The sequence below is a fragment of the Sporomusa malonica genome (assembly GCF_900176355.1).
Lineage (GTDB): Bacteria > Bacillota > Negativicutes > Sporomusales > Sporomusaceae > Sporomusa > Sporomusa malonica.
In genome coordinates this window covers 70,599-87,174 of record NZ_FWXI01000016.1, presented here as the reverse complement: position 1 = coordinate 87,174, position 16,576 = coordinate 70,599, and the positions used below count along the sequence as shown (strand labels likewise).

13 protein-coding genes are annotated in these 16,576 nt (G+C 41.2%); all 13 read right to left on the bottom strand.

What is annotated here, in order from left to right; genetic code table 11:
- Positions 1-30 precede the first annotated feature (30 nt).
- A complete protein-coding gene (locus tag B9A22_RS16975) occupies positions 31-1,947 on the bottom strand; it encodes a polysaccharide biosynthesis protein (protein ID WP_084577138.1) in 1,917 nt (638 codons plus the stop codon).
- A gap of 19 nt (positions 1,948-1,966) precedes the next feature.
- The gene (locus tag B9A22_RS16970; RefSeq protein ID WP_084577137.1) at positions 1,967-2,662 is read right to left on the bottom strand and encodes a CpsD/CapB family tyrosine-protein kinase; all 696 of its coding nucleotides are present in this window, start codon (positions 2,660-2,662) and stop codon (positions 1,967-1,969) included.
- Positions 2,663-2,730: 68 nt separating this feature from the next.
- Positions 2,731-4,176, bottom strand: a complete 1,446-nt coding sequence (locus tag B9A22_RS16965) for a GumC family protein (RefSeq protein ID WP_084577136.1) — start codon at positions 4,174-4,176, stop codon at positions 2,731-2,733.
- Between the two features lie 44 nt (positions 4,177-4,220).
- Positions 4,221-4,853: a polysaccharide biosynthesis/export family protein gene (locus B9A22_RS16960; protein WP_084577135.1), complete on the bottom strand. Its 633-nt coding sequence runs from the start codon at positions 4,851-4,853 to the stop codon at positions 4,221-4,223.
- Positions 4,854-5,046: 193 nt separating this feature from the next.
- Positions 5,047-5,751, bottom strand: coding sequence for a LytR/AlgR family response regulator transcription factor (locus tag B9A22_RS16955; RefSeq protein ID WP_084577134.1), 705 nt, complete (start codon positions 5,749-5,751; stop codon positions 5,047-5,049).
- Positions 5,752-6,478: 727 nt separating this feature from the next.
- Complete coding sequence (locus tag B9A22_RS16950) at positions 6,479-6,874, bottom strand: response regulator (RefSeq protein ID WP_084577133.1); 396 nt, start codon at positions 6,872-6,874, stop codon at positions 6,479-6,481.
- Between the two features lie 2 nt (positions 6,875-6,876).
- Positions 6,877-9,939 carry a PAS domain-containing hybrid sensor histidine kinase/response regulator gene (locus tag B9A22_RS16945; protein ID WP_084577132.1) on the bottom strand — a complete coding sequence of 1,021 codons (3,063 nt, stop codon included), beginning with the start codon at positions 9,937-9,939 and terminating at the stop codon, positions 6,877-6,879.
- Between the two features lie 49 nt (positions 9,940-9,988).
- Complete coding sequence (locus B9A22_RS16940; RefSeq protein WP_084577131.1) at positions 9,989-11,017, bottom strand: protein-glutamate methylesterase/protein-glutamine glutaminase; 1,029 nt, start codon at positions 11,015-11,017, stop codon at positions 9,989-9,991.
- 1 nt (position 11,018) lies between these two features.
- A complete protein-coding gene (locus B9A22_RS16935; RefSeq protein WP_245824032.1) occupies positions 11,019-11,849 on the bottom strand; it encodes a CheR family methyltransferase in 831 nt (276 codons plus the stop codon).
- Positions 11,850-11,890: 41 nt separating this feature from the next.
- Positions 11,891-13,606, bottom strand: a complete 1,716-nt coding sequence (locus B9A22_RS16930; protein WP_084577130.1) for a methyl-accepting chemotaxis protein — start codon at positions 13,604-13,606, stop codon at positions 11,891-11,893.
- An 18-nt stretch (positions 13,607-13,624) separates the two neighbouring features.
- Positions 13,625-14,116, bottom strand: coding sequence for a chemotaxis protein CheW (locus B9A22_RS16925; RefSeq protein ID WP_084577129.1), 492 nt, complete (start codon positions 14,114-14,116; stop codon positions 13,625-13,627).
- Between the two features lie 16 nt (positions 14,117-14,132).
- Entirely contained in the window at positions 14,133-16,175 is a 2,043-nt protein-coding gene (locus B9A22_RS16920; protein WP_084577128.1) for a chemotaxis protein CheA, read from the bottom strand.
- Positions 16,176-16,190: 15 nt separating this feature from the next.
- Complete coding sequence (locus B9A22_RS16915; RefSeq protein ID WP_084577127.1) at positions 16,191-16,553, bottom strand: response regulator; 363 nt, start codon at positions 16,551-16,553, stop codon at positions 16,191-16,193.
- Between the last annotated feature and the right edge of the window lie 23 nt (positions 16,554-16,576).

The window sequence follows — 16,576 nt, the reverse complement described above, 5'->3', positions numbered from 1 at the left end:
AATATATTTAAGCCATTCTTATCGCTTGAATCAGTGTATCAATCCGGTTGCTGTCTGATATCCTCCCGTATACTCTTTGTTTTTAACCTTTGTTTCACTGTCTTGATTATTGACTTGCTTACGGTTAGATGAACTTCCCGCCGAATACGTTGGTACCATTCTCTTGATAATTTCGACTACGTCATCATCTTGAATTGCCTGTCTTAATGCGGTTAGCCACTGTTGGAACTGTTTATCATCAATAGTTCTTATATTCGCAATGAAAATTTTTTCATGTTTAGTTGCGTCGATGCCTTCTTCGGCAGTAAGCAATTCTTCAAATAGCTTTTCTCCAGGCCTTGTTCCTGTGTATTCAATTTTTATATCCTCGTATGGTACTAGCCCGGAAAGTTCTATTAGGTCATGAGCTAAATCGACAATCTTAACCGGTTTACCCATATCTAATACAAAAACTTCTCCCCCCCTGGCCATTGATCCAGCTTGGAGAACTAATTGTACGGCTTCGGGAATGGTCATAAAGTATCGCTCCATATCGGGATGAGTAATAGTGATTGGCCCACCTGCGGCTATCTGTGTTTTAAACAGAGGTATTACACTGCCCCGGCTTCCGAGCACGTTGCCAAATCGAACAGCAACAAATTTTGTATCACTAAGTTTACTGACGCTTTGAATGACGAGCTCAGCCACTCTTTTAGTAGCACCCATTATACTGGACGGATTAACTGCTTTATCTGTTGAAACCATGACAAAGACTTCTGATCGGGCCCTGTCTGCTGCTTCTGCGACAACTTTAGTACCAAAGATATTGTTTCGTACTGCCTCCTCTGGTTGAAGCTCCATAAGGGGAACGTGTTTATGAGCTGCAGCATGGAACACCACCTGCGGTTTATTAGCAACGAATACCTTATTGATTCTCTTGCGGTCGCGTACGTCCGCGATGATCGGCCTGATATCGATATTCGGAAATTTCATTCGTAGTTCTCTGTCGATTTCATAAATGCTATTTTCACCTTTTCCTAAAAGAACAAGCTTCTTAGGGGCTAGCTTCGCGATTTGGCGGCATAATTCTGAGCCAATGGATCCGCCGGCCCCAGTTACGAGAACATTCCTTCCGCTGATCAATCCAGTAATTTCACTCAAATCAAGCTGAACTGGATCTCTTCTTAACAAATCCTCCAAATTTACATCCCGCAATTGTTGGACCGTAACCTTACCATCAATAAGCTCATACATACCAGGGAGAGTTTTAACAGTGCACGCTGTTTGTCTGCATTCGCTTAATATTTCCCGAACTATGTTTCCACCGATGGAAGGCATTGCAATGATAATTTCATTCACTTGATACTCTCTCACTGTTTGTCTTATTACCGATCGATTGCCAATGATTTTAACTCCAAATATCATTTGGTTGTACTTATAAGGATCATCATCAATAAAACCGATAATAATTTTATTACCGTTGTACCTGTACTTTATTTCCCGAGCTATCATTGCCCCAGCATCGCCGGCACCGATAATTAGTACATTAGAAGTGTCTTTTTTGCCCTTTATCTGTCTCATATGAGAAATTATACGCACACATAATCTTGATAAACCAATCAGAATAATAGCTGAGAACCAGCTTATAAAGTGAACGCTTTTTGGTATGTCAGGGCCAATGAACGAGGTATACGTTACGATAATTACCGAACTTAGTGTCACTGCTGTGCCTATTGCTAGTAGCTCATTAATACTGGCATAACGCCACAAGCGATGATATAAACCGAAGGCATAGAAAGTTATAAGGCGAGCAAAGATAATCACTGGCATCAAAGGAAACAGAAATGTGATAAACAAAGCATCGAAAGCCGTTTCCTCAAAACGAATCATTAGCGCCAAAAGCGGTGTTAAGCTAACAATAGCTGTATCAATTAACAGCAAAATCCCTAAGGATAATTTGCGCCGCATTAGAACATCCCCCAACCGATCAATTTGCAGCTTTCTCTACGTTCTCACAATAATGATAATAAGCACTTTGCTCTACAAATGTGTCGGAACGGTTAATTATTACGCCTAATATATTGCCATTCACTGTTTCCAGGTGCTCCTTAGCCCTTAGAGCCATCTCAGGCTGAACCTTTCCCACTCCTACCACTAATATAATTCCGTCCACCTTCGATCCCAGAATACAAGCATCAGTAACCGGCAAAACCGGGGGACTATCGACAATTATATAGTCAGCTTGGCTCTTGAGTGAGAATATTGCTTCCTCAACTTTATCAGAGTCCAGAAGCTCAGATGGGTTGAACAGTATTGGACCACTAGTAATCAACCGAAGATTCGGGATACCGGTATCTTGTACTATATCTGATATTGAACATTCCCCATTCAAAAAGTTTGTCAAACCACGATTTGTTTTTCTTTTCTTAAAAATTTCATGTTGAACAGGTTTGCGTAAATCGCAATCCAGTATAATTACTTTCTTGCCTGTCTGCGCTAACACAACGGCTGTGTTAGCAACCGTCACAGATTTCCCCTCTCCCGCACTGGCACTCGTAAATAATATACTCTTTACAATACTGTCTTTTTTGGAGTGTAATATCTTTGTTCTAAACGCGCGAAACGCCTCAGCCCAAATAGATTTAGGACTATGATTTACAACCAACGTTCTGACATCCATCATTTAACATCTAACCTCGCATCCACAGTTTTACTCCTTACTCGTAAAGCATTTATACACTTTTCAGGAGATTATCTTTTTAATTTAAGCCTATCTAAGAAGAAGAATCTACGGACTTTATTCCCAAACGACTCTCTTGGAAAATTAATATCTGCTCCAAAATCCGGTATAATTCCTAGAACTGGCAATCCCAGAAGCCCCTTAGCCTCCTGATCATTAAGAATTGGCCGTTTGGCGTATTCAACTAAAAATGCTATTGCTGCTCCTACAAGTAGTCCAAGCACCGCCCCAATTAACAAAATTAGCATCTTTCGAGATTTAATCGGTAATTCAGGAGCAATAGCTGCATCCAGCACCTTGACGTCTCTAGGCTGCATTACCTCATTAATTCGCGCCTCTTCATAGCGTTTGTCTAGCATAATATATATTTCCTGAGCCACTTGCGCATCTCGCATCAACCGTGTTATCCCCTGCTCCTTAGCTGGAAGAGACGCCATATCCTTTTCACTATTGGCCAAGATGTTTCCGATGACCCTTTTTTGCGCCGAGGCAGCAGCTATATCAGCTTCCGCCATTATTTTTTCCTGCAGCAGTGCTTGGTTGATTGGATTTCCAGAAGCAGCTTCTGAGTTAAGAACTCGCGCCACTTCCGCATTCAGTTTGGATCTGGTTTCTGTTATAGCCGCCCTGAGCGACACTACTTTCGGATGATTATCTGCATATTTAGGAGATATACTTGCTAATTCTACTTCTAAATCTGCCAATTTGGACTTATGTTGTTGAATTAGTGAGTTATCGGCCACAAGGCCAGGTTTTTGTCCAGCTAATTGCCGCTCAGCATTGCCAAGTTTCGCCTGAGCAGTTACTAGATTCACAGTGTTTTCTGCTACCATTTTATCGAGCGCGGAAAGCTTTTCTGCCATAGCCCTAGACTGAATATCAGAACCAAGCATCTTTTGGTCTCGTTTATATTTTTCCAGTAATCCTTCCGCTTGCTCCAGTTCCTGCTTAGAATCCTTCAGTCGCTGACCGATGAATTCCCTGACTACGCCTTGTTCGTTTGCCAACAAAGAAACGAGAGTTTCACCGAGTGTGTTAGCAAGCAATTGCGCTTCCTTCGGTGAGCTAGACTGTACCGTGATGTATAAGATATCCGCTTCCTTGGCGGGCTTAATTGTGATATTGGGGATCAGCTGTTCATATTGGGGAGAAATACCTTTATCTTGGTAGATCTGGTCGATGGCTGCTTGTACAACCGTACGGCTCTTGAGCAGGGCTGCATAATTAGCCATGGCTTGTTTGATATTGAGATGTGATCCTCCTGCCATATCTGCAAGTAAGGGCACACCTTGGGACTGATTAACCCGCAGACTGGTTACAGCTTCGTATGTGGGCGGAGTGGTAAGGTTGACACTCAAAGCGAGAACCACTCCCAGCAAACAGGTAGTTAATATTAGGCCATATCTTTCTTTGATAAGCCATCTGCACTTTCGCAAATCGCTGATTATCTGAGTCATGTCACATTCCTCCGTGTGATTTTAAGCAATCGCGCGTACGCAAGCTAATCATCATTAAATTTCTTAATTTGATAGGCAACGCTGAAAAATGGCAGTATATCTCTACTAAAGTCGATCCGCCCGCTGTGAGCAAAATACACCACATCCCCATCATTTAACACACAGTTCTGAGTCATATCTCCCTGTCTTAGAAGTTTAATCAGGTTAATCTCCAGCGGTTGATTATTACAATCTTTATGCAGGATATAGACTTTCTTTTTCAAAGCGTCCTTGGTATAGCCACCAGCAGCTCCGATCGCATCAAGTAGCAAGTGTTGCTTTTCAAGCTCATACATCCCAGGCCTAGCTACCTCGCCTAAAACATAAACACGGGTCGTGCGAAATTTGGTTACGTTTACTGTAACCTTTGGATCATTTGTATAGTGGCTAATACCCGCCGTGATAGTTTCAGTTAACTCACTAGTCGAATGTCCACTGACTTGTACTTCACCGATCAATGGATATGCGATCTTGCCATCTGCCCTGACAACCAGATCTTCGACCTGCAGTTCATCGAACCCCAGCACGTTAATGGACAGTACGTCTCCCGGTCCTAGGCGATAATCCTCTGCCCAGGCAATATTGACTACACTCAGCATCATGAGAAGAGCTAAGGCAATACTCACTGTTTTCCTCATTGATGAACCTCCACAAACTTTTTTCGTCCCAGACCCGCAAATCCTATAAACTACATCTCCCCTTTGGTAAATTTTGTATATTTATAATTTTATTATAGATATACAAAATTTATGCCGCAAGCAATTTGGTATGAGTTGCGCTTATACAGTCATGAGTTGATTTACAAGATGCACTTATATCAGCATAAACAATTTAAAGATTATTAAGTGTACTATATTTCTTACAGTCAGTCCTAGTACGTAGTCCGACAATAGTCCTAAGCGTAGGGCTGAACTGCCTGCTGACCGGAATCTCTCTATTGTAGCCAGCGACCCTAGCAATCATGGTATTGTTTTCTCCTGGAATCATCTCTGCTAAATAGTCAGGATTAATAGCAAAACTTCGGTGGCAGCGCACTAATCTTTCACTGCCAACCTTATCTAAAAAGGCATTTAACGTATAATTGCTTTGATAGATTTTGTTTTCAGCCACAACAGTGACTTTGCGGTTCCCCTTTTGCAAGAAACAGCAGGAAATTTTTTCAATGCTTACCACTACAATCCGTTCTCCCTCCCACAAGGTTATCCGGTCAGGATTTTTTCGAGCGATTTGTTTATTTAGTCGCTCTTCCTTTACGTCAGTATTTTTAGACGATTCTAAAGCAGATTGGGCATGCGCCAATATAAGGACAGTTCCGGTATCCGAAGCGCATTTTAATCTCATGCAGGCTGCTTTTAGCCTATCGGTCTCAGGGGTTTCGCCACTAAAAGGCTTACCAGTTACTTTCATTTCTTTTATCTTTTCCACAGCTTCAAACAAATTGATAAAGCTACCGGCAATTTCTACTCGGGAACCTAGCTCGCATGCCAGTTCTTCCAACGAACAACGTGGATCATCAACTAATATGATGTTGACCATTTTTCCATCCCCCTAAATCAGCGGATATTCTTTCATGATTCAAACCCTGTAATACCTTACCTTTGCATCTGTAAAGGCCTCGCCCTTAAACGCTGGTAAACAGAAAGCCATTTGTCACGCTACTACTAGGACTAAACACCTATGTTCAGATGTTGCCTGCTTCGGTATAAAATATTAACGGCTTTTTATTTGGTAATAATTGTAAATTTATCCGGTGATGTAAATATTACTAACTACTGCGATTATTTGCAATAATTTTATTAATACCGCTTTCGACACTCTTTTAACTAACCTCTCAAAGTTATTAACAACTTACACTGGCTAGGACTTATATCCTATAAAACTAAAATCATCTCTTGTTAAAACTAAAAATAAATTGTCAGTTTTTTTTCAGGGCTCGGCAAACAAATTACAATTATCAGCATGACTTGAGCTAAAAAATAATTTGATAATAATAATAGAGCGATAACCAAAAATTTTAGTTGAAATAAAAAAGCACTATCCTCCATATGACAAATAGTGCCTTAACTCTTAATAAAATTCATCTCATGCCGTGGATCTCCACCACCGTCCCATAACAGCAAAAGGTTCCGTCAGCCTCCCAGGCCAGCGGAACCAGTTCCAATTCAATCAGATACACAATTGATTTATAGAAACTCTAATAAAAGATTAGAAGATTAGAAAATGCGCCCAAGTAGCACATTACGGCTTACTAAGGCGCATTGTTTCACTGAATCAACTCTAATTTTTTCAAAACTTCCACAAGCTTGTCAGTATCAACTGGTTTTGCAGCATAAGCCTCACAGCCTATGTCAAAGGAATGTTGTACATACTGGGTTTCGGCAAGCGCAGTGACCATGATAACCTTTGCACGATTTTCAGGTTTGACTCCCTTTTGCTTTTCAAGATCCCGAATGGCCTTTAGTGCTTTTACGCCATCTACTTTGGGCATCATAATGTCCAAGCAGATGAGGTCATAGGGTTGGTTTTCCTTTAACGCCAGCAAGTAAGCGTCAAGTGCCTCCAATCCGTCAACCGTTACATCACATTCACCATATTGAGACAAAAACTTTGCTAAAAATTTTCTACTTGTTAAATCGTCCTCGGCAATTAGTATCCTCATTTTCACTCCTCCTTAGCATAATGATAGGTTCGCACTAATGTCGAAAAGTTGTCCAGCAACTGTGTTCCAACTTCAGTAATCTGTTGTAAATTCTCACGCCTAGCCGCAAGTTCTACCTTGAAGGCTAAATTTTTCAGTTCATCAATCCCCATTTTGTTAAACTCGTCTTTTAGTCTGTGCGCATATTCCTCAATTGCTGGAATATCAACACGCTCTAAGGACAGCCGGAATTGTTCTACTCGGTAGGATAGCTCTGCTAGAGAGAGCTTGTCTATTCTAGAAGTTTGCTTTGTTGTTTTAACAGAGTAAAACTCTCCCTGTTCGTTAACCTTCAAATCATTAAGTTCCTCTAGTTGCCCATCTTTCCGCCAAATACCATCGATCTCTTGGGCCAAGGCCAAAATCGAAGTAGGTTTTGCTAAATAGCCGTCCATACCCAAATCGATAAACCGCTCCTTATCACCATACAAAGCATGCGCAGTCAGAGCGATTATTGGCATATGTCCCCCCATAACTGTTTCACGGGCTCGAATAAGCGTTGTTACCTCTAAGCCATCCATATGAGGCATTTGAATATCCATTAAAATCAAATCAAACTGATTTTGATTACGCTCTAATAAGTCCAATACCTCTAGGCCATGATTAGCTACTTCAACATAATGCCCGATTTGTTTTAATAATCGCATAATCACATCTTGATTGACAATATTATCCTCAGCTAAGAGGATCCTTTTCGGAAATAACGTTTTATAAGATGCTGTAACCGGTTTTTGTCTTTCCTGAATTTTATCACCGATTCCACACTGGATGGTAAAGAAAAAGCTAGTTCCCTCGCCGACTTGACTTTTTACCCCAATAGAACCATGCATCATTTCTACCAACTGCTTAGAAATAGCAAGTCCAAGACCAGTTCCCCCAAACTTACGGGTAATCGACCCATCAACCTGGCTAAACGGCTCAAATAGCTTAGAAATATCCTCCGGTGAAATACCAATCCCCGTATCTGTGACAGAAAAAAGCAACTCGACCTCGCCGTTGTCAACAAGTGATCGTTTAGTTGATACAGTGATTTCGCCGGTTCTGGTAAACTTTATGGCATTGCTAATCAAATTGTTAAGCACTTGCCGCAACCGGTTAGGGTCTCCTATTAACACTGGTGGAATTGTTGATGCAAACATATAGTTTAAATCAATGTTTTTTTCTGCTGCTTTTATCGCATGGGCCCTAATCGTTTCTTCAACAATATCTTTAGGACAAAAATTAATGCTGTCGATATGGAGTTTTCCAGCCTCTATCTTTGAAAAGTCTAAAATATCGTTGATAATGCCCACTAACGAATTTGCACAAGACTTAGCCGTAATTAAATTCTCTTGCTGCTCGTTATCTAAGCCTGTCATAAGCGTTAAATCAATCATTCCTACAATACCATTGATTGGGGTACGAATTTCATGACTCATGTTGGCGAGAAACTCACCTTTAGCCCTACTCCCCGCCTCAGCGGCTTCCTTTGCTGCCTTTAGCTCTTGTTCCGCAATTTTTCGTTCAGTAATATCTCGTATGATACTTAGCAGAACTTCCTGATCTCCAATCATAGTTCCTTTTGAGCTTACTTCGACCGGGAAAATAGTTCCATCTTTTCTTCTGTGCATTGTCTCGAAGAATGCACCTTCTCGATAAGCAGCCAGCATTTGTTTTGTAATCGAATCCTTCAACTGCCGTATATCCCAAACGGTACAGGATAGTAACTCTTCTCGCGAATACCCGTAAGCCTGCACTGCTGCATCATTGGCGTCAATAATATGTCCATCCATTCCGACAAAAAGAATGATATCACGTGCTTTTTCTAAAAGCGTTTTATATCGGGTTAAAGATTTTTCTGCTGTCTTTCTATCATTTATGTCTAAACCCATGCCAATAAAGCCAGTTGTATTGCCCGCTAAATCGTAAAAGGGGCGGTTTATGCAATATAGCCATCGGTATTCTCCGCTTTTATGTAACATGCGAATCTCTGATTGATAGGTTTCCGATTTCAGCAGCGCTTGCAAAGATGCATCAAAATATGCTTTTCGGTCATCTGGATGGACAAATTCAAGCCAGCGAAAAAGAGCCCCCTCTTCTAGTTTGCGTCCAGTGAAATCTGTCCAGTAGTCATTCAAATATAGGTACTCCTGTTGCATTCCTGTACGCCAAACAATGGCCGGTATTCCCTCAAACATGGAAAAATAAAAATCCCGTGCCTCCGCAACAGTCAATTCGCGTTCCTTTTCATCCGTTATATTTACAATTGTGACAACAACATTCCGCTCACCATTAATAATCACCGGTGTAGCACCGATTTTCAGCCAAATTAGCTTTTTTTCATCGCCGCGTTTTAGCGTTTTTTGACACTCGATATTATCTACTGGAACGTTGAATTGATAAGATCGCCGAATGGCAAAATTGATCTCACAACTTTGACAATCAGGACTACCCCCACATTGGTTTGTACTATTCGCACACCGCAGTGCATTACCAAAGCACTCGCCTAATGCTTCACTCTTGGACTTATTGCTGACATTCAGAGCGGTCTTGTTTATATCTGTAATTTTGAAAGAGCTATCTAAAAGAACCATCCCCACTGGTGTGGAATTAAAAATATTGCGCAGGTTCTTCTCTTCATTAACACAATGCAGTTCCCACTTTTTAAATCTTGTAATATCACGCAAGATAGTAATCGTACCAATTGTTTTTCCCGTTGTATCGACAAAAGGGGAGCAGGTTGATGAAACATATACCAGTTCTCCGTTACGCAAGATAGACGCATGTTTTTCAAAACCCAACGCAGTATTAGTCCGAATTACCTCTAAAATCCGGCTGCGCATCGGCAGCCTGGTTTCACAGTGTATAATACTACAAACCTCGTCAAAGTCTCTACCAATGACCTCATCTGATTTTTGCCCAATTATCGTTTCAGCGTGTTGATTAATATATACGACATTTGCCAATAAATCAGACACGATAACGCCATCACCAATACTTGATAAAGCTAAAATAAGCTGATTATTATTTAAGAAATTGCGAACCATCTTGCGTGTCACCCGCACTTTCACAATAAAATTGGCTTTGGATTACGAGTCATTTACCATATCCCAGCATTGAGCAGATGACTTGCGGTACATTCTGTAGCGCAACCTGTTTTTCTACTGCGCCGATATTATAGGCGACTTTGGGCATGCCATAGACTACGGAAGTTTCCGCATCCTGTCCAATTGTTCTTGCTCCCTGCTTACGCATGGCTAAAAGCCCCTTTGCCCCATCAAACCCCATCCCTGTAAGGATAACTCCGACACTGTTAGCGCCAGCTTCCTGGGCAACAGAGGAAAAGAGTTCATCAATCGAAGGGCAGTGTCCGCTTACCTTTTCACCCTCATAGCATTTAACCCTAAATCCGTCACTATATCTTTTGATCTTCATATGTTCATTTCCTGGGGCGATCAATACCTCTCCTGGAGAAATAGTATCCCCTGTCCGAGCTTCCTTTACTTGAAATGCGGTTGAACCATTCAAACGCTCAGCATACATCCGCGAGAACACGGGAGGGATATGCTGGACAATCACAATACCTGGCATGTTGGGCGGCAATTGTTTCAATATATTATAAATGGCCTCGGTTCCGCCGGTAGAAGCACCAATTGCAATAATTTTACTGCTGTCAGGCAGTCCATGATTATTCAGTCTAGGCGTAGAACCCCCTGTTGATTTAAGCTGCGCTGGTTTTGCGTACACCGCCATTTTGACTTTGATAATCAATTCATTAATGAAATTCTCGACCCCTTTGGGGGACTGAATATCAGGTTTGGCCACGAAATCAACCGCCCCAACAGTAACGGCGTCAAAAACAGCCTCGCTAATAGAACTAATTACAATTACAGGCAAGGGATATTGGGGCATTAACCGGCGTAGAAACTCAATACCATTCATTTTGGGCATTTGCACATCAAGTGTCATAACATCTGGTCGAAATTGGATAATTTTATCACGAGCGTCAAAAGGATCGACTGCCTTAGCAACAACCTCAATATCCATATCTGCCGATAGTCCTTTTGCTAATACTTCGCGATATAACATAGAGTCATCAACAACGATCACTTTAATTTTACCCATCTTATAGTTCCTTTCGATACACAGCAGGCATTACGTATTGGAATTTTGACATCTCGCGATTAACAGACTCCGAATGTCCAATAAAGAGGTAACCACCGTTTACCAATGAAGCATAGAAGGCATTGATAAGTGCATTTTTGGTTTGTGCATCAAAATAGATCATCACATTCCGACAAAAAATTACGTGAAACTTCTTCTTAAAGGGGAACACCGGATTAATGAGATTAAACTTACGAAAGATAATTTCCTGTCTGATGCTGGCAACTACCCTGCTGCTTTCGTCATCTATCTTTTCAAAGTAATTAGCTTGCCAATGCTTAGGGAGCAATAGTAAAGCTTCATTACTATATATGCCTTTTTGCGCAGTTTCCAGGACTTTTGAGGATATATCTGTGGCTAAAATCTTTGTATCCCATAATTTCTTATTAGCGCCGAAATACTCATCAAGAAACATGGCTACCGTATATGGCTCTTCTCCTGATGAGCAGCCTGCACTCCATATCCGTAAATCCCTATCTTGAACAACACGTGACAGATAGGGCAACACTTTCTCCTTAAAGTAGACAAAATGGTCAGACTCGCGCATAAAAAAAGTATGATTTGTGGTAATTAGATTGACTAACAAGTTAGCAGACTTACCTGTTTTATCATTAATTACCTGGTCATAATACTCACTAAAAGAGCTCAGTTTGTCTCTCAGGAGTAAGTTCTGCAAACGCCCCACTACTAACGTTTTTTTGTGCTCAGGCAGGTGAATCCCGTAATTTAGCTTAATATAACTTGCCAACTGCGTGAACTCTTTATCAGTTATCGCCAGCATTCTATCACCCAACTTTTAAAATTGAGGAGAGCGAAAGCTCTCCTCAATTTGGTTTAATACTTTCCAAACTCCTGGTCACTTAATGCAATTTTGATTTTCTTTGAACCAGCCTCAGAATCAGTATCCTCAAAAGGCTTTTGCCGACGTTTCTTTTCAGCCATGGCTTCAAGTACCTTTAGCACTTCCGGATTAAGTTCACTATACCCTTTTTGAGAATACTTTTCTCTTTTGAGTTTAAATCGACTCACATTTCCCTTGAGCATTTCGGCTTGACTAGAGAGTTCTTCACTGGCTGCCGCACTTTCTTCAGAGGTTGCCGAATTACTTTGCACCACTTGTGAAACCTGGGAAATCCCCTGGTTAATTTGAGCAATACCGGCTGCTTGCTCGTTGGACGCTACAGCAATGTTATTGACCAAAGCGGCAACCTCCGTAACCCCACCGACAATTTTATTTAACGCCTGAGCCGTTTCATTCGCAATCTTAGTGCCGTCCTCCACTTTTTTAATAGAGCTTTCAATCATTGCCGTCGTTTCTTTGGCAGCATTTGCTGATCGAGCTGCGAGGTTACGTACTTCTTCCGCAACTACGGCAAAGCCCTTACCATGCTGGCCAGCGCGTGCCGCCTCAACGGCCGCGTTCAGCGCAAGAATATTTGTTTGAAAGGCAATCTCATCAATCACCTTGATTATTTTAGAAATATTACTGGATGATTCATTAATCTCTATCATGGCCTTTTGCATCTCTTGCATTTGCGAATTACCCTGGGCCGCATTTGTTTTTGCATTCTCCGCAAGTTCATTAGCTTGGTTGGCACTTTGAGCATTCTGCTTGGTCTGAACAGAAATTTCCTCAATCGATGCTGTCAGTTGTTCGATCGAACTCGCTTGCTCGGTTGCTCCCTGCGATAAGCTCATGCTCGAGTCTGAAACCTGTTTTGACCCGGCAGCCACTTGGTCAGCTGCGGATGAAATGTTAAGCATAACCTCATTTATTTGATCGACCATAGTGCGGAACGTTGAGGCTAAAGTACCGATTTCATCTTTTGTCGTTGCCTCGACAGTAATGTTTAAATCACCGTTTGCAATATGATTAGCCCCTTCAACCAATTGTCCGATTGGCCGACTAATGCTGCGAGCGATAAATATTCCCAACCCGACTGCGGCAATCACGGCAACTAGAATTACGAGTATCATAACGATAACCGTTGTATGCGTCGTTGCCGAATATTCGGCTGAGAGTTTTTCGCCACCGCTTTCTTTTAATTGAAATAGTTGATCAATTGCCTTAGAAACTTCGCCCGCCGGAGCGCCTGCTTCTGCCCAAAATAATATATACGCCTGATCTTCTTGATTGGCCAAAGCCATGGCAATGACTCGCTCTCTAGCAGCATTGTACTTATTGAGATTTTCTTGCATTACGGCAAAAATTCTCCGGCCTTCTTCTGTTTGGAGGGTCTTTTCAACCTGCTGCATTGATTTGGCAATGGTCCGATCATTCTCTTTAATTTTGTTTATATATTTGCTTCGATCTTTTCCTTTTTCGATGAGGATATCCCGTATTGCGCTACGATTATCATGGTAAGCGATACCCAGCTCTCCAATATCACCAGAGGCAACGCCATAATTAATAAATAAATCCGCAAAGTTATCATCAACCTTCTTAATATTAACAATCCCCACAATACCTACGACCCCAGCCAGAAAAGCAACTGCAATAAATGAGATGATGAGTTTTTTGCCGATCTTTAGATTATTAAACCAATTCATGCTGTCATTCCCCTCTTTTTATAGATTACTGAAATTAGTCGCTTCATCGTCAGTTAACAGTTTTTCACAGTCAAGCAGCAATTTAATCTCGCTCTCCACCTTACCAATTCCCTTAATATATTTATTTTGAGCAGCTTTCATATCAGGTGGCGGAACGATATTATTGTCAGGAATAGTTAATACTTCAGATACACTATCCACAATAAGTCCAATTGAAATATCTTTAATATCGATCACAATTATGCAGGTCCGGTCATTGTATTCCCGGAACGGCTTTTTGAAACGCAGCCGGACATCCATTACCGGCACAATTTTGCCGCGTAGATTCACAATCCCTTTGACATAGTCGGGAAGTTCCGGAATCTCAGTAATCGGTTGAATTCCAATAATTTCTGTGACATACGAAATTTCTAGTCCGTAATATTCATTACCTAAAGAGAACGTAAGAAATTTACCTTTTTGGGTATCTTCGTCCATTCCATCATTTGCTTGGCCAGCTATATCAGCCATTCTCCTGCTCCTCTCATTAAACCGCAATTCCGCCGGCATCTAAAATGAGGCTGATACTGCCGTCGCCTAGCAGTGTACAGCCAACGATACCTGGAATTGGCCGAATCCTCTTGATGTACAAAGGCAGCGCCTTTACAACTACCTGATGTTCACCGATTAGTCTGTCAGCAAATATGCATAGTGTTTTCTGTTCAGTTTCAACAATAACAATAATTCCATCAGCAATGTTTATAACATCGGCTTTGACTTTATACATTTCGTGTAACCTTACTATTGGGTAACAGTGCCCTCGTACCATCATCATCTCATTTCCCTCAGGATCACAAATAATGTCCTTCTCATGAGGCCTCAATGATTCTCGGATTGATGTAATTGGAATAGTGTAACGGGCTTGTCCTACACCAATTGTCATACCGTCAACAATCGCCAATGTTAATGGGATTTTTAGAGTAATTGAAGTACCTTTTCCTAATTCACTATCGATTAGTACCGTTCCGCCAATTGAGTTGATATTTTTTGTAACAACATCCATCCCCACACCCCTGCCGGAAAACTCTGTAACACTATCCTTGGTTGAAAACCCAGGGTAAAAGATAAATGAGTAAATTTCTTTATCAGTCAACTCACTTTCCGGTCTTACAAGCAGGTTCTTCTCTTTGGCTCGTTTAAGTATCTTTTCTTTATTGAGGCCGCGACCGTCATCGCGGATGATAATCAGAACTTCACTACCGACACTAACCGCTTCCAAAGTAACTGTCCCTTGTGCCGGTTTGCCTGCTGCAACCCTTTCATCCGCTTGCTCTATTCCATGATCGATTGCATTTCTTAGCAGATGCATGACAGGATCAGAGATGTTTTCTATTACGTTTTTATCCACTTCCGTGGTTTCCCCAATAATCTCTAATTCGACGTCTTTAGCAAGCTTTTTACGCATGTCTCTCACAATCCGATGCATCTTATGAAAGGTCGTGGATAGTGGTACCATGCGAATTGACATGACAGTATCCTGCAGCTCGCTGGTAATTTTCCTCAGTTGGCGTGCTGCTTTTTTGAAGTTATCGATATCCAAACCGTTGAGATCTGGGTTTTGCGTCACCATTGACTCTGAAATCACCAGTTCGCCCACCAAATCCATCAGCCGATCCAATTTAGCAACATTAACATTAATAATGTTCTGATGATTTGTTTGTGCCTGCAGTTCTTCTACCTTGTCCTCACTTTTTGCTGGAATATTAGGTATCTTCGGACCACTGTCAGCTGCTCCTAAGTCAATAAATTCTTTGCCAATGCCATTATCGAGCTTTGTTAATTCCAGTTCTTTTAGAAACATTGTGTTGTCTAACAAAACTTCCCGTACTTGCTCATATGTCTTTTCTGAGGCGAACGAGACCTTAAAGCCATTTTGACGAATGACTTCAGCAGTATCGTCGTTATCAAATATATCCTGCGGGCTATAGGCAATGTCATATACAATGTCGTGTAAACTATTCACCAAAGTAAACGCTCGAATGTTCTCCATTTCGCAGCCTTCGTCAAAGCGGATGATCCCTTGGTAATATTGCTTTTCTGTAGTGCTTGCTCTACTCGGCATAATAAAATATTGCTGTTGTTTCTTGGCTGGTTTTTCCATAGATTTTACTGAAGGATTTTCCCGTTCAAGATTCGCTAGAAACTCTTTAATCTTACAATTTAGTTCCTCAGCATGGCCATCGGCTGCTTGTCCAGCCTTCAGTTTTTCCATTTCTGCTTTAATAAAATCTAAGCATTCCAGCAAAATATCTGTTAAAACAATACAGTCTAGGTTAGTTATTTTATTTTCACGGATGAAAAAAAATACATCTTCGACTGCGTGAGCGATATTGCATACTTGATCGACTAGCATCATTGCAGAAGAGCCTTTAATTGTATGCATAATTCGAAATATCGCGCCAATAGCAGTTGAGTCAAAGCAACCTGAAGTTTCACTTGCAAGAATGGCCTGCTCTAATTGTTCGATCAACTGACTTGTCTCAAAGATATACATTTCTAGCATAGGCTCATAGGTATAGCCATCTGTCATCTTTTCACCACTTCTCTACATGTTGGCTACTTTTGTTAGAGTACTAATAACCTTTTCTTCAACTAGCGGCTTAACTAGAAAATGACTTGCCCCGTTCATTATTGCATCCTTGACAAAAGACTCTTGCCCCATTGCGGACACCATGACTACCTTGGCTTTCGAATCTTTTTGTTTTATAGCTTTAAGTGCCTCGATTCCAGTCATTTCAGGCATGGTGATATCCATTGTAATTAGGTCAGGCTGTAGCTCTTCGTACTTTTTTACGCCAATGGCCCCGTTTTCAGCTTCTCCTACTACCTGAAAACCATGTTTCTCCAGCATAGTTTTCAAGGCAAGCCGTATAAAGGCTGCATCGTCTACAATTAAAACTCGTTTCATTTAAACCACACCTCACTGAATTT

Coding starts and splice junctions, on each gene's coding strand:
- B9A22_RS16975 (WP_084577138.1), bottom strand. CDS start 1,947: ATGCGGCGCAAATTATCCTTAGGGATTTTGCTGTTAATTGATACAGCT.
- B9A22_RS16970 (WP_084577137.1), bottom strand. CDS start 2,662: ATGATGGATGTCAGAACGTTGGTTGTAAATCATAGTCCTAAATCTATT.
- B9A22_RS16965 (WP_084577136.1), bottom strand. CDS start 4,176: ATGACTCAGATAATCAGCGATTTGCGAAAGTGCAGATGGCTTATCAAA.
- B9A22_RS16960 (WP_084577135.1), bottom strand. CDS start 4,853: ATGAGGAAAACAGTGAGTATTGCCTTAGCTCTTCTCATGATGCTGAGT.
- B9A22_RS16955 (WP_084577134.1), bottom strand. CDS start 5,751: ATGGTCAACATCATATTAGTTGATGATCCACGTTGTTCGTTGGAAGAA.
- B9A22_RS16950 (WP_084577133.1), bottom strand. CDS start 6,874: ATGAGGATACTAATTGCCGAGGACGATTTAACAAGTAGAAAATTTTTA.
- B9A22_RS16945 (WP_084577132.1), bottom strand. CDS start 9,939: ATGGTTCGCAATTTCTTAAATAATAATCAGCTTATTTTAGCTTTATCA.
- B9A22_RS16940 (WP_084577131.1), bottom strand. CDS start 11,017: ATGGGTAAAATTAAAGTGATCGTTGTTGATGACTCTATGTTATATCGC.
- B9A22_RS16930 (WP_084577130.1), bottom strand. CDS start 13,606: ATGAATTGGTTTAATAATCTAAAGATCGGCAAAAAACTCATCATCTCA.
- B9A22_RS16925 (WP_084577129.1), bottom strand. CDS start 14,116: ATGGCTGATATAGCTGGCCAAGCAAATGATGGAATGGACGAAGATACC.
- B9A22_RS16920 (WP_084577128.1), bottom strand. CDS start 16,175: ATGACAGATGGCTATACCTATGAGCCTATGCTAGAAATGTATATCTTT.
- B9A22_RS16915 (WP_084577127.1), bottom strand. CDS start 16,553: ATGAAACGAGTTTTAATTGTAGACGATGCAGCCTTTATACGGCTTGCC.